This window comes from Pedobacter quisquiliarum (assembly GCF_014642175.1).
In the GTDB taxonomy this organism is placed as follows: domain Bacteria; phylum Bacteroidota; class Bacteroidia; order Sphingobacteriales; family Sphingobacteriaceae; genus Pedobacter; species Pedobacter quisquiliarum.
This window is the reverse complement of record NZ_BMIL01000006.1, coordinates 237702-258638: the sequence shown is the minus strand read 5'-3', so window position 1 is coordinate 258638 and position 20937 is coordinate 237702. Positions and strand designations below refer to the sequence as shown.

General features: G+C 43.3%; 18 protein-coding genes. 8 read left to right on the top strand and 10 right to left on the bottom strand.

What is annotated here, in order from left to right:
* Positions 1–5: 5 nt before the first annotated feature.
* The 4 genes from IEW69_RS10775 to IEW69_RS10760 all read right to left on the bottom strand — a co-directional run bounded on the left by IEW69_RS10775 (position 6) and on the right by IEW69_RS10760 (position 3391).
* The gene (locus IEW69_RS10775; RefSeq protein WP_188626860.1) at positions 6–1151 is read right to left on the bottom strand and encodes a methionine aminotransferase; all 1146 of its coding nucleotides are present in this window, start codon (positions 1149–1151) and stop codon (positions 6–8) included.
* Positions 1152–1224: 73 nt separating this feature from the next.
* Complete coding sequence (locus tag IEW69_RS10770; protein ID WP_229663594.1) at positions 1225–1605, bottom strand: YtxH domain-containing protein; 381 nt, start codon at positions 1603–1605, stop codon at positions 1225–1227.
* A gap of 60 nt (positions 1606–1665) precedes the next feature.
* Complete coding sequence (locus tag IEW69_RS10765; protein ID WP_188626859.1) at positions 1666–2511, bottom strand: CvfB family protein; 846 nt, start codon at positions 2509–2511, stop codon at positions 1666–1668.
* A 13-nt stretch (positions 2512–2524) separates the two neighbouring features.
* A complete protein-coding gene (locus tag IEW69_RS10760) occupies positions 2525–3391 on the bottom strand; it encodes an NAD(P)-dependent oxidoreductase (RefSeq protein ID WP_188626858.1) in 867 nt (288 codons plus the stop codon).
* 123 nt (positions 3392–3514) lie between these two features.
* On the opposite strand from IEW69_RS10760, the gene IEW69_RS10755 reads away from it, so the two are divergent.
* Both IEW69_RS10755 and IEW69_RS10750 read left to right on the top strand, forming a co-directional pair.
* Positions 3515–4663, top strand: coding sequence for an MFS transporter (locus IEW69_RS10755; protein WP_188626857.1), 1149 nt, complete (start codon positions 3515–3517; stop codon positions 4661–4663).
* A 32-nt stretch (positions 4664–4695) separates the two neighbouring features.
* Complete coding sequence (locus IEW69_RS10750; protein ID WP_188626856.1) at positions 4696–6738, top strand: prolyl oligopeptidase family serine peptidase; 2043 nt, start codon at positions 4696–4698, stop codon at positions 6736–6738.
* 134 nt (positions 6739–6872) lie between these two features.
* On the opposite strand, the gene IEW69_RS10745 is transcribed toward IEW69_RS10750, so the two are convergent.
* Both IEW69_RS10745 and IEW69_RS10740 read right to left on the bottom strand, forming a co-directional pair.
* A complete protein-coding gene (locus tag IEW69_RS10745) occupies positions 6873–7595 on the bottom strand; it encodes a DUF4397 domain-containing protein (RefSeq protein WP_188626855.1) in 723 nt (240 codons plus the stop codon).
* A gap of 452 nt (positions 7596–8047) precedes the next feature.
* Positions 8048–8260 (bottom strand): hypothetical protein, encoded by a 213-nt coding sequence (locus IEW69_RS10740; RefSeq protein ID WP_188626854.1) that lies wholly within the window; start codon positions 8258–8260, stop codon positions 8048–8050.
* Positions 8261–8437: 177 nt separating this feature from the next.
* On the opposite strand from IEW69_RS10740, the gene IEW69_RS10735 reads away from it, so the two are divergent.
* Positions 8438–9058 (top strand): phosphatase PAP2-related protein, encoded by a 621-nt coding sequence (locus IEW69_RS10735; protein ID WP_188626853.1) that lies wholly within the window; start codon positions 8438–8440, stop codon positions 9056–9058.
* A gap of 2 nt (positions 9059–9060) precedes the next feature.
* Here the strand turns inward: IEW69_RS10735 and IEW69_RS10730 are convergent, their stop codons facing one another.
* Positions 9061–11526, bottom strand: a complete 2466-nt coding sequence (locus IEW69_RS10730; protein ID WP_229663593.1) for a DUF5686 and carboxypeptidase-like regulatory domain-containing protein — start codon at positions 11524–11526, stop codon at positions 9061–9063.
* A gap of 87 nt (positions 11527–11613) precedes the next feature.
* Positions 11614–11823, bottom strand: coding sequence for an alkylphosphonate utilization protein (locus tag IEW69_RS10725; protein WP_188626851.1), 210 nt, complete (start codon positions 11821–11823; stop codon positions 11614–11616).
* Positions 11824–12016: 193 nt separating this feature from the next.
* Between IEW69_RS10725 and IEW69_RS10720 the strand changes: the two genes are divergently transcribed.
* The 5 genes from IEW69_RS10720 to IEW69_RS10700 all read left to right on the top strand — a co-directional run bounded on the left by IEW69_RS10720 (position 12017) and on the right by IEW69_RS10700 (position 17733).
* Complete coding sequence (locus IEW69_RS10720) at positions 12017–13531, top strand: malate:quinone oxidoreductase (RefSeq protein ID WP_188626850.1); 1515 nt, start codon at positions 12017–12019, stop codon at positions 13529–13531.
* Between the two features lie 48 nt (positions 13532–13579).
* Positions 13580–16006 carry an AsmA family protein gene (locus IEW69_RS10715; protein WP_188626849.1) on the top strand — a complete coding sequence of 809 codons (2427 nt, stop codon included), beginning with the start codon at positions 13580–13582 and terminating at the stop codon, positions 16004–16006.
* 116 nt (positions 16007–16122) lie between these two features.
* A complete protein-coding gene (locus IEW69_RS10710; RefSeq protein ID WP_188626848.1) occupies positions 16123–16533 on the top strand; it encodes an OsmC family peroxiredoxin in 411 nt (136 codons plus the stop codon).
* A 116-nt stretch (positions 16534–16649) separates the two neighbouring features.
* Complete coding sequence (locus IEW69_RS10705) at positions 16650–16961, top strand: RNA recognition motif domain-containing protein (protein WP_188626847.1); 312 nt, start codon at positions 16650–16652, stop codon at positions 16959–16961.
* A gap of 82 nt (positions 16962–17043) precedes the next feature.
* Positions 17044–17733, top strand: a complete 690-nt coding sequence (locus tag IEW69_RS10700) for a lysoplasmalogenase family protein (RefSeq protein ID WP_188626846.1) — start codon at positions 17044–17046, stop codon at positions 17731–17733.
* Positions 17734–17749: 16 nt separating this feature from the next.
* Here the strand turns inward: IEW69_RS10700 and IEW69_RS10695 are convergent, their stop codons facing one another.
* Complete coding sequence (locus IEW69_RS10695) at positions 17750–18154, bottom strand: hypothetical protein (RefSeq protein WP_188626845.1); 405 nt, start codon at positions 18152–18154, stop codon at positions 17750–17752.
* 21 nt (positions 18155–18175) lie between these two features.
* Entirely contained in the window at positions 18176–20800 is a 2625-nt protein-coding gene (gene topA, locus IEW69_RS10690; protein ID WP_188626844.1) for a type I DNA topoisomerase, read from the bottom strand.
* Positions 20801–20937 lie beyond the last annotated feature (137 nt).

Sequence of the window (20937 nt, the reverse complement as noted above, 5' to 3'; positions counted from 1 at the left end):
TTTCTTTAGAATTGCATTAACTTTTCAACCGCCTGCTCCAGCGTTTCTTTCTTCTTCGCAAAGCAGAAACGGAGTGCGTGGTGATCGGTATTTCTTGTAAAGAAGGCCGACACAGGTACACTTGCTACACCAAAATCTTTAACCAGCCGTGTTGCAAGTGCAACATCAGTTTCTTCACTTAAATGATCAAATGTCACACACTGAAAGTAGGAACCCTTACAAGGTAATAAATTAAAGCGCGTTTGACCTAACATTGACCTGAAGTAATCACGTTTTTCCTGGAAGAAATCCGCAAGCCCTAAGTACTTGCTTTCATCCTGGAGATATTCTGCAATGGCATATTGTACTGGCGTATGTACACTGAAGATGCTGAACTGATGCACCTTCCTGAATTCCTTCATTAAATTCTCAGGACCTAAACAGTAGCCCGCCTTCCAGCCTGTAGCATGCAGAACCTTGCCAAACGAGCCTACGATAAAACTACGTTCCTTAAGTTCCGGATAGCTGGCAATGCTAAGGTGTTTTAATCCATCGTAAACGATGTGCTCATACACTTCATCACTTAAGATTAATACATCTGTGCCCTTGGTCAGTTTGATCAAGCACTGCATGTCTGTGTCCGATAGCACGCTGCCCGTAGGATTATTCGGACTGTTCAGAATAATCATCTTCGTATTCGCACTAAAAAGACGTTTAACGATATCCCAGTCAATTCCATAATCGGATGGAATCATCTCATACGTCTTTACCAGACCTCCATGCATTCTGATTGCAGCCGCATAGCTGTCGTATGCAGGCTCGAAGATAATCACTTCGTCTCCAGGGTTGATGCAAGTTGCTATCGCAGTAAACAATGCCTGCGTACCTCCAGCGGTTACGGTGACCTCATTTTCCGCATCGTAATCCGAGCCATAAAGCTTGTTCGTTTTCGCAGTGATCAGGGACCTTAACGCAGGTATACCGGTCATGGGTGCATACTGGTTAAAACCTTTATGCATGTAATCCGCTACCATCGCTATAAGCTTTGGATCAGTGTCAAAATCAGGAAATCCTTGCGAAAGATTTATGGCCTGGTGTTCTTCTGCGAGCTTCGTCATTACAGAGAAGATGGTGTTGGCCGTACCGGGTAGCTTCGAGTTTATAGGTATCATGTATTGCGAAAATAGCAAATATAGGAGCAAAAAAAAGCCGGTCGAGACCGGCTTAACAAAATTGTGATACTATTTATGCATTTTGTACACTATCATTCAAATCATCTGATGCCTGCTTCACGTCATTTTTAGCATCTTCTTTATAAGCTTTAAACTCCTGGTTTAGATCACCGGCTTTAGTTTTCACACTTTCAACGGTACGATCTTTCAAGTCGATCAGGTCATCTTTCCCTGCAACGATTTTCTCTTTTACAGATTGATATCGCTCTTTCAAATCACCGGTTAAATCCGTTGCTTTATCGGAGATCAGCGTTCTGGTTTCTTCACCACTGCTTGGTGCGAAAAGCACACCCAGTACTGCACCTACAGCTAAACCTGTTAGCAGTGCAACAATAGCCTTTGAAGAATCAGATTCCTGAGAAACGCATTTGGATAACATTTTGTCGTATTTCATAATCGAATGTTTTATTTATGATTAACAACACTTTACCCATTGTGTTTTTTGAAATTGAAATTACTCAGCAGTCTCATCAACCACAATTTTAATCTCATGGTCCGCTATCGTAATTCTTCGTTCTTTATATAAAGCACCAATAGTCTTTTTGAAAGCGTTCTTGCTGATCTTGAAACGGTGGTAAATGTCGTCAGGAGAACTTTTGTCACCTAAGTGGATCACCCCACCATTTTCTTTTAGTTCTTTATAGATGATGTCCTTAGAATCCAGGATGTGGCTATAGCCCATTGGCTGCAAGCTCAGATCAATTTTCCCTTCTACGCGAATCTTCTTAATCCAGCCTTTTCGAAGTTCACCTGGCTGCAGATCATCAAACAACTCATTAGCATAAAGTAAACCAATATACCTGTTGTCAATGATGGCGTTAAAACCCAGGTCCGAGCGATCCACAATCAGCAGACTCACTTCATCACCTTCTTCAAGATCAATCTCCTCTTCCTCAACAAAGTTAGTGAGGCGGGAAGAAGCGAGCATCCGGTCATTGCTATCATCCAGGAAAACATAGACCACATGTTTATCGCCCTTAAACATCGGTCTTTTCTGTTCTTTTAACGGTACATAAATGTCCTTACCGATACCAAGGTCCATAAATGCCCCATCTTTGGTTTCGTCAACCACCGTCAGATAGGCGAAGTCGCCAACACATGCGAAAGGCCGCTGTGTAGTTGCAACCATACCACCATCCTTATCTACATAGACAAAAACATTTACAACGTCGCCAATTTCATTCTTCGGGGTCACCTCAGTATAGTTTAATAAGGCTTCCTTTTCACCGTCCGTTAAGATCAGTCCTTTTTCCGATTTCCCTGAAATCCTTAAATCATTGTATTGTCCAATAGCTATCATGCTGCAAAGGTAATTATTTAATATTGCCTTGTTCTACTTGCTTATATATGGCAACCATATCTTCTTCGCCCATACCATTTTCAATGGCCTCCTGAAGTGTTGCTGCGAGGGTACTCCCTGCAGGGCTCTGCATACCCATCTCTTCAGCAAGTCGGATGTCCTTCCGCAGGAGCTTCAAGGCAAATGCAGGTTTGAAATCGCGGTTGATGATGTTGGTGGATTTTATTTTTGTAATGCCACTGCCCACAGCACTCTCATTGATCAGCGGTAGGAGCGCATCAGCTGCGATGCCATTTTGTTCCGCAAACACCACCGATTCTGAAAGGCCCTGAATAGTGATGCCGAGAAACAGGTTAATGGCCAACTTGGCCACATTGCCTGCTCCATGATCACCAAGGTGCGTAGCCGATTTCCCTAAAGTCAGTAGTATAGGTTTTACTTTGTCGTATGCCGCTGCAGGTCCGCCAACCATGATTACCAGTTGCGCATCTGTTGCCGGTTTGACGCTGCCAGATACCGGCGCATCCAGGTAGCTGATGTGCACACGGGCAGCTTCTTCCGCTAGCATCCTGCTGGTTTCGGGGGCAACGGTGCTCATGTCCACTACTGTTAATTCCTTCGTGCGACTTACACCAAACAGACCTGCTGTCCCACTATAAATAGATTTTACCGCCTGATCATCACTTAACATGCTGATGATGACGTCAGCCTCTGGTAGTAAGTCGGCAGGGCTTCCCGCAACTGCAACGCCAATTTCTGCTGCTAATGCGGCAGATTTTGCTTCATTCCTGTTGTACACGGTAACCGCATACCCAGCTTTAACCAGGTTTTTTACCATCGGGACACCCATGTTTCCCAAACCTATAAATCCAATTTTCATGTTTTCTCAATTTGTATTGCCATTTAAAGCATCAAACATTCAACAATGTTTGTGTTTGATCATAAAAGGGCACATAAATAGGTATTAAAGTTGACACGGTTCAAAAATTAATAAATTTGCATCATGATTTCCAAAAATACCCAGCGTATCTTCCTCAGCTTGTTCTTTTTTCTCTCTGGTTTTAGTTTCTCTACATGGGCGTCGCGGATACCTACGATAAAGATGGCTTTCGATTTCAATGATGCCGAACTCGGTTCCATATTGCTTGCCATGCCGATAGGATCTTTGCTGGGACTGCCCATCTCTGGCTGGTTGGTCTCTAAATACAACAGTAGGGTGCCACTGATTATTGGCTTCGCGCTAAATACTTTTGCCCTGGCACTCATTGGCTTTTCCCATAACGTTGTCACGCTGGTTATTGCCGTGTTGCTATTTTCTTTTACAACCAGAATATATAACATCTCGGTAAACACACAGGCCATTTCCTTGCAGAAATTCTATGAGCGTAAGATCATGGGCTCGTTCCATGGTTTCTGGAGCACGGGAGGCATTTTCGGAATACTATTTTCCACTTTGATGCTCAATTGGGGCATCTCCATTCAGTCACACTTCATCATGGTTGGTGCTGTTGCATTGGTCCTGACTGTTTTCTCCTACAAGTACTTGTTGAAGAATGATAAAGCCGAGAAAGGCAATAAGATCATCCTCGGCAAACCCGATCCTTATATTTTTTACCTGGGTGTTGTCGCTTTCTTATCGGCGATTTGCGAAGGAGGCATGTTCGACTGGAGTGGAATCTACTTCCAACAGGTGCTTAACGTAGAGATATTCACCTACGGCTATCTGATTTTTATGACGTTCATGGCCGCTTCCAGATTTTTATCAGACAAAATCATTGCGGTAATCGGGATGCCAAATACCTATATCATGAGTGCCACCTGTATTGTTGCAGGTATTGCCATGGCCATCATTGTCCCAACGTTTTGGACCGCCATGATTGGCTTTTCTCTGGTGGGCTTTGGAACTGCCGCCGTTATTCCGATGTCTTATGCACTGGCAGGAGCCTCTCACAAGTACTCACCAGGCATGGCGGTATCCATCATCGCCACTTACTCCATCACCGGAATGCTGCTTGGCCCACCCTTAATTGGCTATCTGGCGCATGCGTTTAACCTTCGAGTGTCGTTTGTGATATTTGGACTTTGTGGCTTGATGCTGATTCCGGTATCCCGAATGTTCTTTATCCATAAGAAAACGCTCGAAGCAGCCTAGTTTTAATTTCAAGACCAATACCCTAAATGCTTATGAAATACCCATTAACCAAAGAAGTTGATGTACAGGATAATTACTTCGGTACAATAGTAAACGACCCATTTAGATGGCTTGAAGATGATCGTGCAGATGATACTAAAGCCTGGGTAATTGAACAAAATAAATGTACCAACGAATACCTGGAAAAAATCCCATTTAGAGCGGCTATTCGACAACGCTTACAGAAGTTGATGGACTATGAGAAGTTTTCCCAACCCTTCAAAGAGGGGCGTTACACTTACTTCTACAAGAACTCCGGTTTACAGAACCAAAGTATATTGTACAGGCAAAAATCTGAAGATGAAGAAGCTGAAATATTCCTGGATCCTAATACTTTCTCTGCTGATGGCAGCAATTCCTTAGCAGGTATAAGTTTCTCCAAAGATGGTTCTTTGGCTGCTTACCAAATCTCAAAAGGGGGGTCGGACTGGACAGATGTTGTTGTCGTTGACACGGAATCAAAAAAGCAGCTTTGGGAAGTTATTCATGATGTTAAATTCTCAGGAATCGCCTGGCAAGGCAATACTGGGTTTTACTATAGCACGTACGAACAGAAGCAGGGTACCTCTGCTTTGTCGGCCAAAACCGAGCAGCATAAGCTTTACTTTCACAGATTAGGAGAAAAACAGTCAGAAGATCAGGTGGTTTTCGGCTCTGAAGTCTCCAGGAGGTACATTAATGCTGGTTTGACGGAAGACGAGCGATATCTGGTCATCTCTGCTGCAAATTCGACATCCGGCAATGAATTGTACATCAAGGACCTTCACTTAGAAAATGCTCCAATCTTAACCATTGTCGACAATTTCGATAAAAATCATGAAGTCCTCCTGCATGACGATGCTAAGCTTTACATCTACACCGACCTTGATGCCCCGAATGGCCGTGTCGTTGTTGTGAATGTGGAAACACCGACGCCACCATTCTGGACGGATCTTATTCCTGAAACCAACAATGTTTTAACACCGGGTACCGCAGGGGGTAAGTTGTTTGCAAACTACCTGAAAGATGCCGTATCAATGGTCTGGCAGTATAACCTAAATGGATCAAAGGAAAGGGAAATTGAACTTCCCGGCCCTGGTACCGCAATTGGTTTCCATGGCAAGCAGGAGGAAACAACGATCTACTACACGTTTACGTCGTATATCTATCCGGCAACCATATTCTGCTATGCTATTGCGAATGGAACATCAACGATCTACCGTAAATCCGGGGTTGATTTCAGCCCGGAGGCTTACGTTTCTAATCAGGTTTTCTATACCTCGAAGGATGGTACCCGTGTACCGATGATCATCACCCATAAAAAAGGTCTGGAGCTGAACGGAAAAAATCCAACCGTTCTGTATGGCTATGGCGGTTTCAATGTCAACCTTACACCAGCTTTCAGCAATTCTGCAGTTGTCCTTCTAGAACAAGGGGCCGTATATGCCGTTGCTAACCTTCGTGGTGGTGGAGAATATGGCGCAGAATGGCATCTTGCAGGTACGAAGATGAACAAGCAGAATGTCTTTGACGACTACATTGCTGCCGCAGAATACCTGATCAGCGAAAAGTATACTTCTTCAGCTTACCTGGCAAGTATGGGGGGTTCTAACGGCGGACTACTTGTTGGGGCAACCATGGCACAACGTCCGGAACTGTTTAAGGTGGCACTACCGGCGGTAGGTGTACTGGATATGTTGCGGTATCATCAATTTACTGCTGGCGCAGGCTGGAGCTTTGATTATGGCACAGCCGACGATTCTCCAGAAATGTTCGGGTACCTTTATCAGTATAGCCCATTACACGCGTTAAAATCGGGAGTTAAATATCCGGCAACCCTGGTTACCACTGGTGACCATGACGATCGTGTTGTACCAGCACACAGCTTCAAATTTATAGCGCGTCTGCAGCAGGTGCAGACAGGGGAGGCTCCTGTGTTAATTCGGATAGAGACCAATGCCGGTCATGGGGCAGGAAAACCCACGGACAAAGTTATTGGGGAAATTGCAGACAAATGGGCCTTTATGTTTCAGGTCATGGGACTACACTGGTTATAACCAGCTAGGGCGTCAACCTGGTGTCGATGCGGTATCAATACGGCGTCTATACGGCGTTCATCCGGCCTTTGGCCGGGTTAACCCCGTATGTACCCCGCATTGACACCGGATCAACATCCTAGTCAATGTATATCCTATCGGTTTGTAATCACTTCTATTCTCAAAGGTTGTTGAAGTTCGCCTGGTGTGGTAAAACCTCCAGCAACAACCGTATACATCTTGCCGGCAGTTAGCGTCACATCTTTAATGGTTGCCAGTACAGCTCCACTCTGCTTGCTTTTAAGCTCAAGCGTGTAAGGTTTTGCATCAGCACTGATGAAGTCACTGGCAGATTTAAATGCTTTGTCTCCAACCAGCACTGCTCCACCACTTATAGCCAGGTCTAAGGATCCTGCATCGGGAGACAGGTTGATGAAACGTACAAATGCTTTCTCTGCAGATGTTAATGATAAATCATCCTGCACAAGTAATCCGGAAAGGTTTGGGCGATCATTAATCAGGTAATAAGAATATGCTTTATCCTTATCAAGGTTTGTCGTTTCTGTGTACACGCTCTCCGTATTACTGGCAGTGGTGAATTTTAAAATGTTGGCACCTGGCGTAATGTTGATATAGGGCGCGGTGGTACCCATAAAAGGTAGTGCACCTTTCGTGTTCACTGGAGATACGATATTATTGATGTACACATTGTAGGTACCGTAGCTCGGTGAGGCATTTACGACCATTAATCCTGAAATCGAGGTTGTTTCCATTTCATCTTTCGAACAGGAACTGAATGTTAAAGCGGAGGCGGTTAAAAGCAGGGCAGCTGCAATGCGGGTAATTTTGCTTGAATAGATGCTGGTAAAGATTTTCATTTACTGTTTCGGTTTTAATTTATTGTTAGACAACTGTGCTTAAAACGAGCGAAGCCTGTTTTACGCTACATGCAAATATTTACTTTTTTGCCTACAAGCAACGTTAAAAAAGGTTAAATCATGGGAATGATACACGATTGATGCAGCGTGTGATGGCGCACCAAAGAAATTTTTATTTTTTTTTCTTAGTGTAATTTGTACACTAAGAAAAAAGGTTATATATTTGTATCAACAAAGCGGTTAACCGCCTATTGAATTGAAATTACACACCTGCATGATGTCACCTTGATGAACATCTTCAGGATTTAAGAGAAAACCCGTTCATACAGGTTTATATTTGGTTAGAAAAGGGATGCGTCTGGATGGAGCAACCCTTTCTTTATTTATAGCCCTTTCTAAACAAAAAAACGCCATATTGCTATGTCGTGAATGAGGTCTTAAACCGTTGAGTACTACAGGTTCTCCCCGGATATTTTGCTCGAATCAGATTGGTTTTCCTGCTCTGCATTCATTTCCTCCTGAAAGGTTTCACTTCTTTCCGTGGGATGTACATCCCCAATTGTGTCGTCCGCGTTATCCGCTTGCTTTAACGCCTGATCTGCACCTTCTGTTACGGGTTTACCTTCTTCGGTTCTTGCTGGGTCGTTATTCTGATTGTTTTCCATAGGTTCTAAATTTGAATAATGTTCAGGTTTTAATATCATTAACAAGGCGGGTAGCGTATTGTTTAGTGGGGCTCCAGGCCATGTTAGTTTCAGAATAGCGAAAATGAAACTAACCTTGAGGTTTAAACCTACGGCGCAAAGCCTATATTTGCTGCCTGAATTTATACCAAAGAATTAATGCAATACGACTCCATTTCCTGGCAGCGTGCCTGGGAATATCCCGCCTTTCGACTTAAACTTGTAACAGGCCTAATTATCCTCCTTGGCATATTGGTGTTTGCACCAGACTACTTCTTATACATTCAGTCAAGGGAAGGTGTGCTGCTGAACGATTGGTTGCTAAACGAACTTCCCGCAGTAAATGTGTCTTCCTATATCTTCCTCATGCTATATCCTTTTATGGCATTGATGATTTGGCGAATGGTTGAAAAAACTGCTTTCTGCATTACTGCGCTTTGGGCATATATTTTCTTGTGCATGGGCCGGATGATCACCATCTATCTCATTCCACTGGAAGCTCCGGCAGGTATCTTGCATCTGGAAGATCCGTTTTCGGTATTTTTCTATGGTACCGAGATCATTACGAAAGATTTATTCTTTTCCGGCCATACCGCCACGCTATTTCTTATTGCACTCTGTCTGGAGAAGCCTCTCGAGAAGTACCTTGCCTTTATTGCAACTGCTATCCTGGCTGTTTTATTAATGATTCAGCGCGTTCATTATACAGCAGATATCATTGCAGCTCCAGTATTCAGCTATCTGTTCGGGATGCTGGGCAAGCGCATTTCGAAAATTTAACGTTAAAGATCTACCTTAAACTTTGCGCGTAGTCCCCATTTGGGCACATCGGGATGGTTCAGGTAATTGAATCTTCTTACCAGATCTAAGCGTAAGAATTTGAAAACATTGCTCAAACCGATACTCCCTTCAACGTATGGCACACGATCAAAAGTGTAGGTTGTGCGCAGGCCGGCCGCATTCGTCTGGAATTGCATTAAGGTAGGATCCAGGTCCGGATTGTTTTCTGCTCTCACGCCACCATATATCGCCTTCAAGGATGCGTGTTCCCGTAACTTGAGTCGTTTTAGCAAGGGCAGTTTATTCAGGAAGAATCCACCAAAGCCATGGTCAACATTGATGCTCGCGTAGTGATCGCTTACGAACTCAAGAAAGTTCATCATGTTGAAGGCATTGATCTGATAAGCATAACTTTGATTCGCTTTATGAATGGCAAGTAGCGGGTAGGGTAGTTTATTGAAGATATAACCGCCCTCTACTTTGAAGTCTGTAATGCCGAGCTGCGACAAATAGAAGCGCTTATTGACGCTACCATAGAGGTTGTGATAATCATACTCGCCGCCAGCAAGTCCTTTTATACCGGCTGCATAACGAAAGTTAAAAATCGGAAATCTATTGTTCACCGCAACGCGGCTTCGTTTCCCCTGGTAGAATTTTTCCTGAGGTGCATAGCGTATGGAAAGGTTAATTTCTGAACTGGTAATTGCATCTTTATCGATGCCAAGGCCATCGTAATAGTCGAGTGCTAGTGCCGGTCTTTGGGTCCACCGTCTGAAACCTAAATTGAACGACAAGCGATTTTCAAACTCTTGCACATATTCAAATTTGTAAAAGTCATTGTAAAGAAAGCGATTGTTAACGCCCCGCCTGAAAGAGGAAATGAAATCATCTTCGGTGTTGCCTCTTAGTTCCTGACCGGGCGCATAGGTGTCGCGCTGCACACTGGCCCGTAAGAAGCTTTGTGGGTAGGTGTAAATTGATTTGTTATTTAAGGCATAGGCAACACTTGCGAGGCCTTTCCAACGTTCATCTTTGAACCCGTATCCTACATAGCCTTCCAAATAATACCTGGTACTGAATGCAGTAGTCGTACGTCCACCTAAACGGAGTTTTAGTCCCTCTAAACTGTTGAAGGTATAGAAGGTGTAAAATGGGCCAACCTCAACAGGTCCGGCATTATAGTAGCCATTGAACAAGATGCCTGCAACAGCCATCGCTCGCTTGAATGTCTTACCCTTGGTTAAAGAATCAATGTTTTCGTAGATTTTTAAAGTAGAATCTGACACCTGCTCTAGTCTGTGCGCCGACCAGTAGCTGGCGGAACGATTAAACGCGCCCTCAGCGACCAATTGCTTCTTGCCTGCAAATATTTGATCCGGATCTTGGATTTGGGTTTCTACCTGGTCAATAACCTGACTACGCTCGCCCGTGAAGCCTCTGCCTTTCTCTTTCGAAATACTGAAATCGAGGACGATATTGCTCTTATGTAAGTAATATCGCTTGTTGGGTAATTGACTAAATTCCTGTTTAACCTCAACGCCACGAACAAAATTAAGGTTCGCACGGTTGCTGGCTGTCAAGAATACTCTTTTTACCGCGAAGCTCCCGTCATCGGCGATATATAATTTACCCTCCAGTAACAGGTCTGCCGGGTTTCTGGGCATGAATGATAACTCGATAAGCCTTGTATCAGAAGTTTTTATGGTGTCAGATATAAAGTACTTGTAGAAAGTAGGGGCAAGCGATGCAATAGGGCTCAGGAACTGCGTGGTTGCGATGAGCACATTGTTATCGTATATATCCACATCTTCGTACATCCTTTCCAGGTATACTGCCAAACCCTGATTATCAATAACCAGACTATCAAATTTCACCTGCTTGTTTGCCAGCAAAATTGTTTTCTCCTGATCTGGATTTTTGGTTTGGTACTTCTGAACAAGTTTCTCCTGCAGGTAGACCGGAAGCAACAACTTACCGCCGATTCTGTTTGAATCCTGCTTCTGAAACAGATACTGGTGGTTTCTGAACAGCTTTTTTTTCGGGAAGTTCTCTTTAAGGTTGTTGAGGGAAACCTGTAATCTGTCGTACTGTTTAAAGCTAAGTTCCGGATAATTTCCCATCTGGTTCTGAGCCTTATGGTCAATAACCTTGCGAATCAACGCTACTGCAGGATTGTCTTTGTTGCGGTATTTGCCATGTTTGGCCGTGGTAATGTTAACTTCGTTCAGCCGTTGCGTGTCTTCCGATAATTCAAGATCAAGCTGCTGAGCTTGCCCGGATTTGATGTTGATTACTAACGACTTAAAGCCAATGTAGTTAAGCTGCAGTTTATGCTGAGGTGCAGTGCTTTTTAACTCAAAATCACCCTGTGCATTTGTTTTTGTTGATATGGAGCTGCCTGGAAATATGACCGTTACTGCAGGCATGGCTCTCCCCGTAGAAGCATCTTTTACCTTGCCGCTGACCATAGTTACTTGCCCATAGATGCTACTACAACATAAGCATATCAATAGTGCCAGCAGGCATGAAGTCCTAATGGGAAAATGAAACATTAACTAGCCTTTTTTCAGGAAAGCGGTTTTTAAAACTACGCGCATCTTCTCCGCCTTGCACTCCACTTCAGCATCATCCTCTGTTAGTCGGATATTTTTAATCACCATTCCTTTTTTCAAGGTGATGGAAGTACCTTTTACGGGTAAGCTTTTAATTAAAATCACTGAATCTCCGTCTTTCAAGAGATTTCCATTGCTATCCTTTACATCCATCCTTATAATCGTTTAATATTTTAGCTAAGAATTTGCAAGATTACAGCTTAAAAAGGTAAATGTTGTACGCTCGTGTCAAAATAAATGTAAAAAGTGACAGATGTGTAAACTGATTCTTTGATAAAGCTAATATTACATAGCAATGGTTTTTGTGGCCTGGTTTTTATTGTAAATTTGCTCAAAAAAGAATACTGTGACCCGTACTAAAAATAAATCTGATAAGACTGTAGATGTTGTATTAATCGGCGCCGGAATCATGAGTGCAACTTTAGGTGTAATGCTTAAAGAACTTGAACCAGGAATTACGGTTGAAATTTTTGAAAGACTGGATGTCGCTGCAGCTGAGAGTTCTGACGCATGGAACAATGCTGGCACCGGACACTCTGCATTTTGCGAGTTGAACTACACGCCGCAAAAGCCTGACGGCTCTGTTGATACTGCTAAAGCAGTATCCATTGCCGAATCCTTTGAAGTATCTAAACAATTCTGGTCGTACCTGGTGCGATCCAAATTGGTTGATGCCCCAGAAAACTTTATTCGCAGCATCCCGCACATGAGCTTTGTTTGGGGTGAAGCAAACGTTAAGTTCTTGAGAACCCGCTATGAAGTGCTGCAGAAATGTGCGCTTTTTCATGGTATGGAATATTCTGAGGATCCAGCACAACTACGCGAGTGGATGCCATTGGTGATGAAAGATCGTAATCCTGCGGAAAAGGTGGCTGCGACACGCATGACCCTTGGTACAGACGTGAACTTCGGCTCGCTGACACGCATGATGTTCAACAGACTTCAAGAACAGGAAAAAGTAGAAATGCATTTCAGTCATGAAGTTAAGAAACTGAAGCAAAAAGACGGATTGTGGCAAGTACGGGTTAAGGATGAAATCACAGGTGAAAAAAGAAACGTCTTTGCAAAGTTCGTATTTATTGGCGCAGGTGGGGGTTCTTTACCGCTGTTGGAAAAATCGGGTATTCCTGAGGGCAACGGTTTTGGTGGCTTCCCTGTTAGTGGACAATGGCTGAAGTGTACAAACCCTGAGGTTATTGAACAACACAATGCGAAAGTATATGGTAAGGCTTCTGTAGGTGCTCCACCGATGTCGGTTCCACACCTGGATACCCGTATGATCGATGGTAAGAAAGCGCTGCTTTTTGGACCTTATGCTGGTTTTTCAACGAGGTTCCTGAAGAATGGATCATTGCTGGATCTACCACTTTCAATCAAGCCGAATAACATTATGCCGATGATAGCTGCAGGTCTGGATAATCTGCCGCTTACAAAATACCTTATTAATCAGGTGAGACAGTCTCAAGACGATCGCCTTCAGGCGTTAAGAGAGTATCTGCCTACTGCGAAAGCAGGTGACTGGGAACTTGAAACTGCCGGGCAACGTGTACAGGTGATTAAGAAGGATGAGAAACATGGCGGTATCCTTGAATTTGGAACTGAGGTCGTTTCGGCTGCCGACGGTTCTATTGCAGCTTTGCTTGGTGCATCTCCAGGTGCATCTACTGCGGTTTCGATCATGCTGACCTTAATGTCCAGGTGTTTCCCTCAGTATGTGTCTAAACCCGAGTGGCAGGCGAAACTCAGCCAGATGATTCCATCTTATGGCTTGTCGTTAAGCGATGATCCTGTGTTAATGGAGACCTTACGTACGCAAACTTCACATGCACTAAAATTAAGAACCGAAATACCAGTCCTTTAAGAACTTTTTTGTCAGTTTAACCTTATATTGATATTTACATCGATATATATGCCAAACTGGTTGAGAATTGCCTTCAGGACGCTAGTCGTTTTAGTTCTTATCTTAATAGTCGCTTTCATTTCATTGGCCGTTTATGTCAATGCGAACAAAGCTTATATACTTACTTTAGTTACGAGGGAACTGAACAAGAACCTTGACGGTTCCCTCGTAATTGGTAATATGGAGCCTACACTTCTAAGTGGGCTACCCGGTGTCTCTCTTACGCTCAATAATGTTGAGCTAAAAGATAAGAGATGGAATATTCATAAACACACCTTATTACAGGCAAAGGACATTAAGATTAATGTCAACTCACTTGCGCTTTTCCGCGGTACCGTGGAGATCAACAAGATTGACATTGCCGACGCATCGGCATACCTTTATACCGACTCCACTGGTTATACCAACACCTCTGTTTTCAAAAAGAACAAGAAGGCAACGACTGCTCCGGATGAAAGTACTTCGTCTTCTACCGAGATTAGGAAAGTCATGTTACAACGCCTGAAGCTTGTTGTGAACAATGAAAAAGGAAACAAGTTGTTTCAATTTGCGGTAGACGAATTATCGGCTAAGGTGGATTATCCTTCTAAAGGTTGGAAAGCAGATGTGGACCTCGATGTCTTAGTAAATTCATTGGCTTTCAATACAAAGCGGGGTAGTTTCATAAAAAACCAGCGCCTTAAAGGCCCTTTTAACATCAACTTCAACGCCGACTCATCTGTCATACAAGTTGCAGAGAACAAACTAAAGATCGGCGACAATGATTTCGTGATTGGGGCAAGCTTCAACACCAGTAAAGAACCAACAACATTCTCCATCAATATTCGGGCGGACAAAATTGCCTGGAGGAATGCAGCCGCGCTACTCGCACCGAACATCAAGAAACGGCTTGATCAGTTTAATCTTAAGAATCCGATCGACGTAAAGTGTGCTATTGTCGGGAATATGGGGCCTGGTGGCGACCCACTCATCAATGTAGTTGCGGATGTTAAAGACAACGTGCTAACTACACCGGGAGGGACGGTAGACAGCTGTAGTTTCAGAGGAATGTACACGAATAACTTTTTCGAGGGCAGAGGATTAACGGATGAGAATTCTGCAATTAAACTTTTTGGCTTCAAAGGCGCGTATGAACAGATCCCTTTTTCCATTGACACCGCATTTATCAATAACTTTAAGGCGCCTGTGGCAACAGGGGTGGTGAAGTCTAAGTTTGACATTTCTAAATTAAATGCGATTGTAGGGGAGGACTTACTTAATTTCAACGGGGGGCAAGCAGATCTTAACCTTACCTATAGCGCCGACCTTGTCGATTTGATGCTTAGGAAGCCATACTTCACAGGCTATGTAAACATCAAAAATGCGGACGTAAATTATAAGCCCAGAAATTTGAGGTTTAAAAACACTGGCATTTCACTTAAGTTTACAGGACCAGATTTATTTATCAATGACTTACGACTTCAAAGTGGTAAGAGCATTTTGCTCATGGAAGGCAGTATACGAAACTTCTTGAACCTTTATTATACCGCGCCAGAGAAGATCGTCCTCAACTGGGAAATCAAAAGCCCACAACTACATCTGGGTGAGTTTTTGGGCTTCCTTAATGCTCGTCCAAATGTTACGCAGGTAAAGAATAAGTCAAAAGGAACTTTCGGAAGGGATTTGAACAATGTCTTCAACTCTAGTAAGGTCAATCTGAACCTGAAGGTGGATAAGATCTATTACAAAAAATTCTTAGCCACAGACGCGACCGCCCAATTATACGTATCTGAAAGTGGTATTCAGATCCGGGATACACGCGTAAAGCATGCGAATGGGTCAATTAACGTTACGGGCAATCTGTATCAGACAGGGGATGCAACACGATTTGCTATCAACGCCGTGGTCGCAAATGCCAATGTAAAAAGCCTGTTTTATGGCTTTGACAACTTCGGCTTACAAGCGATTCGGCACGACAACATTAGTGGGAATCTATTCTCTAAAGTGAAGCTCAATGGTCGGATTTCCAACAGGGGAATTCTACTTCCTAGTTCTTTAAACGGTTTGATCACCTTCAACCTTAAAAATGGCGCATTACTGAACTTCCAGCCACTTATAGATGTTGGAAAGTTTGCATTTCCACTTAGGGATTTGAATAATATCACCTTTGGTGATCTTGGTGGAGCACTTGATGTACGTGGTGAAAAAGTAAACATCCGGCCGATGAAGATCAATTCCAGTGTGCTTAACCTGGACGTTGCAGGAATTTATGCTATGAACAAAGGCACGAACATAACCATGGACGTCCCTTTGCGAAATCCAAAGAAAGATGAAGGCAGCAGTAAACAGGAAAAAATGGAAAATAGAATGCGCGGAATTGTGCTGCACCTTGTTGCTGTTGATGGGGAAGATGGAAAGATCAAAGTAAAGCTAAACCGTAACAGAGATAAAAATTAATAGGTTAGAAATTCTAAAGAATAAAAACCATTATAAAGCCATAGTGTTTATTCAGTGATATAACTAGTCCCAGGTTTACTGGGCAAAAATCTACTAACCTATTCAACCAATAAATTATGAAACGTAATGCAACCGCAATCTGGACCGGAACAGTAAAAGATGGAAGTGGAACACTTAGTACAGGAAGTACTACGCTTGACAAAACGCAATATTCTTTTAAAAGCCGCTTTGAAGAAGGTGTAGGAACGAACCCCGAAGAACTTATGGCTGCAGCACATGCGGGTTGTTTCACCATGAAGCTAAGTGCAGATCTTACGGAAGCTGGATTTACGCCAACAACACTTGAAACCACAGCAACAGTTTCTTTGGAAAATGGCGTGATTACAAGTTCTCATCTGGTGACCAAGGCTAGTGTTCCTGATTTATCAGATGAGCAGTTTCAAACGATTGCTAAGGGTGCAAAAGAAAACTGCCCGGTGAGCAAAGCTTACAACTTAGAAATTACGTTGGAGGCGACATTAAGCTAAGCAAGTAAATAAACCAAGTACATAATCATAAAGGGCTTAATAACTGAGATTACTTACAATGCAATTGCAATTTAGCGCAGTAATTTAATTACCTTTGTGTAAATTTTTAAACATTAATGAAGATATTTATTACAGGACTTCCTTTAGAAGTAGGGGAAGAGGAATTAACAGCCGTATTCGGCGATTTTGGTCCAGTTAAGTCACTTAGGATTATAAAAGATCGTGAGACTGGTCAGAGTCGTGGTTTTGGATTTGTTGAAATGCCGAATGATGATGAGGCAAGAGAGGCAATCAAAAGAATGAATGGCGGCGACTATAATGGTAACCGTATTAAGGTTGCTGAAGCGCAGGAAAAACCAGGTAACGGCGGCGGAAATGCTGGCGGCGGTTTCAAGCGTAACAACAACAATAGAGAAAGAAGTTTCTAAGTTATCATATAGCTTTTAAGATAAAATGGTCAATTGTGCAGCAGCATAGTTGACTTTTTTATGTCCAATATTATCCATCCATATGCCGCCTAGCCAATCAAGAGTTCATTACCTGTTCATTCCTGTCTTCATAATCCAGTTACTGCTTTACTTTACAGAACAGGCCGCATTTTTGAATATATTGAATATCGCCTATGTGGCGGTCCTGGCTGTTTTGCTCCTACGGTATACGAAACTGAAAGGCAGATTTCACAAGCGCGTGTTTTCTGGCTTAATCGTGTCGATTATCGGCTTGCTATATTTCGCTTTCTTTCAGGAACGATACACGACGGTGTTCTCATCAATGCTGTTTTATTTGCTGCCACAAATCTTTTTTATCAGTGCTTTTTACCTGGACTTCAAGTCGGCACCTGAACTTGATAAAAGAGGGGCGCGGATTGCGATTGCTTTAGCATTTGTGATTAGCATTTCTTATTATCTGGTACTTAGGAAGGATTTGGGTATTCTGAAAATCCCGGTGATGTTGGGGCTCTTTACCACATGCCTGATGTTTATGATGGCTGCTTTCAGAAATTTGCGTGTGAACAAGGAAAGCTTCAGACTTGTTGTCGGGGCTGTACTTTGCTATATGGTTGCTGAAGGCTTATTTGCATACCAAAACTTTTCGCAGGAAATACCTGGCATCAGCCTGATCTACGCAGTCTTTTTTACCGGTGCTTTACACCTGCTCGTGGTAGGCGCAATATCAAGAAAATTGATTCACACCAATTGATCGTACGTTCCGTTGACTACTTGATCATCACGCCCGGCTTATTGAGCAAGGGCACATGCCGAAGATTTACATCAATGATGCTTTCTGGTAAAAAGATAAACTTTTTGTCGTAGATCGTTCCGTCTATGTAAAAGCTGAGGAGGTATTCGTTCGTCAAGCCAAACACTGCCGGGTCAATGGCTTCGATAACGGCAAATGACATCGGTTCTACATCGCGCAGTGCATGGCGAAGCACAGAGGTCTTGACCATTTTACCATCCTTCTCCCCGTAGCCCTTAGAGCTTACCAGTACATGTTCAAGCGTCTCGTTCTTGTAGTTGATCAGGTACACACTCCAACTCGCCACTTCAGGTGTGTCGTTCATCAGAACCACTGCGATAGCAATGTCTTCAACAATATTCGCGGGCAGATCTTTTTTCATTGTAGGGATTGAACCTTCGTGCTACTTCTTAACTACTGCTTTCTTAGGCGCTGCTTTCTTTGTTGCTGCCTTTTTCGTTGTCGCTTTCTTTGTTGCTGCCTTCTTTGGTTCAGCACCATCTGCAGTCACCTTTTTTGTTGCTTTCACCTTCTTCTCAAAGGCATTAGGAACTTGTTCCTTAATCAAAGCTTTAACATCGTCGAGGCTTAAAGCAGCGAGTTCTTCAGGCGTATACTTATCATTTGATGCTGGATTCTTACGAAGCTTGAGCATATCCTTTCCAAAGCGAATGAAGGGTCCCCATCGTCCATTCTCAATCGCAATCTTTTCATCCGTCCATTGTTGAATGAAACGGTTTGCTTCTTTTTCAACCTTTTTATGGATCAATTCAGTGATGTCTTTCTTGCTGAGGTTATCGAAATCATAAGCACGTGGCACGTTGATGAATAGGCCGTTCCATTTAATAAAGGGCCCAAAACGGCCAGTGCCTTTTGTAACAGGCATACCTTCATGTTCCGCGACAGGCGCATCTGCCGTGATTTTCTCCTGGATAATTTCAGTTGCCCGTTCGAAATCGATGGTTAATGGATCTTCGTTCTTAGGCACGGAGATAAAGCTGTCGCCCCATTTCACATATGGACCAAAGCGGCCTACGCCAACGGAAACCTCTTTACCTTCGTAATCTTCCAGTTGAAACGGTAACTTAAATTGCTCCAAGGCTTCCTCAAGGGTGATTGTACCTACGCTTTGCGTCTTGGATATACTGGCATACCTTGGTTTTTCTTCTTCATCCAATTGCCCGATTTGAACAAGTGGACCAAATTTCCCCACCTTAGCGTAAACATTCTTGCCGCTGTCCGGATCCACACCTAACAAGCGCTCGCCATTTGCACGGTCAGCAGTGTCAAGGGTAACCTGTACTTCTTCGTGGAATGGTTTGTAAAAGGCATGAAGCATATTCGTCCATTCCTTTAATCCTTGTGCGATCTCATCAAATTCTTTCTCTACCGATGCGGTAAAGTTGAAATCTACAATGTCCTTGAAATGTTCAACTAAGAAGTCGTTAACAACCTCACCAATGTCCGTGGGAAACAGTTTGGATTTCTCCGCTCCGGTAATTTCCGTCTTTGTCTGTTTACTGATTTCATTATTGGCCAGGGTGATGGTATTAAAGGTACGTTGTCTACCTTCACGATCTTCCTTAACTACATAACCACGGTTTTGTATCGTGGAGATGGTCGGTGCATATGTGGAGGGACGACCGATACCAAGCTCTTCAAGCTTCTTAACGAGGCTGGCCTCTGTGTATCTTGCCGGTGGTCTCGAAAAGCGTTCTATAGCATTCATCTGCTGTAAAGACAGCATCTGATTCTTTTGCAATGGCGGAAGCATATTGTTGTTTGATCCATCTTCCGCGTCTTCATCGTCGCTGGATTCAAGATAAACTTTGAGGAAGCCGTCAAATTTAAGGACTTCGCCCTCTGCAATCAATCGTTCGGGTCTGCTGCTCACTTCAATCTGAGCGGTTGTTTTCTCAAACTGTGCTTCACTCATCTGTGATGCAATTGCGCGTTTCCAGATCAGCTCATACAATCGTTGTTCAGCGCTATCACCTGCAACCGTATGCTGGTCGAAGTAAGTAGGTCTGATGGCCTCGTGCGCTTCCTGCGCGCCAGCTGACTTCGTTTTATAAACGCGTGGCTGATGGTACTTTTCCCCGAATGCAGAATTGATTTCTTTAGCGGCTGCCTGCACTGCGGTTTCGGAAAGGTTCACCGAATCCGTTCTCATGTAAGTGATTTTTCCACTTTCATAAAGACGTTGTGCTATTTGCATGGTCCTGGATACACTATATCCTAGTTTCCTGGATGCTTCTTGTTGCAGGGTTGAAGTGGTAAAAGGTGCTGCAGGGTTACGCTTTGCAGGTTTTGTTTCAAGCGTGGCTACTTTGAAGTTTGCGTTAACGCAGTCCTGAAGGAACTTCGCTGCGTCTGCTTCATCGCTAAACCGTTGTGGAAGTTCTGCACGCACAATCTCCTTCGGATTACCGTTATTGAATTGCGCGGAGATTTTGAAGGCTGCGCTTGGCTTAAATTTATTGATTTCGCGTTCCCTGTCTACAATCAACCGTACAGCAACAGATTGTACGCGTCCTGCAGATAGGGAAGGTTTAATTTTTTTCCAAAGTACAGGCGATAGCTCAAAGCCCACCAAACGGTCTAGGACACGCCTGGCTTGCTGTGCATGCACAAGGTTATAGTCTATGGTTCTTGGGGCCTCAATGGCTCTTAGAATGGCGGGTTTGGTGATTTCATGAAAGACAATCCGCTTGGTTTTCTCTGCTTTTAAATTCAGCGTTTCGAAAAGGTGCCAGGATATGGCTTCTCCCTCGCGGTCCTCATCGGATGCGAGCCATACCATTTCTGCGTTCTTTGCTAGCTTTTTAAGTTCTGCCACAACCTGCTTTTTGTCAGCAGGGACTTCATACGTCTGTGTAAAGTTGTTGCTGATATCAATAGCCATATCGCCTTTTACCAGATCACGTATGTGGCCGTAACTAGACTTAACCATGAAATCCTTACCTAAATATCCTTCGATGGTTTTTGCTTTTGCAGGGGACTCAACTATCAATAAATTTTTCGCCATTCAGAACGTTTTTCTGCAAATAAAGCTATAAATAAAGCAGAATTCAAAATTTGATCTTCATTTAATGGTAATTTGTCTTGTATCTTTACATATATAGTGGTCTTGCAAAACAGCTTGTGCATCTATATTGTTAACCT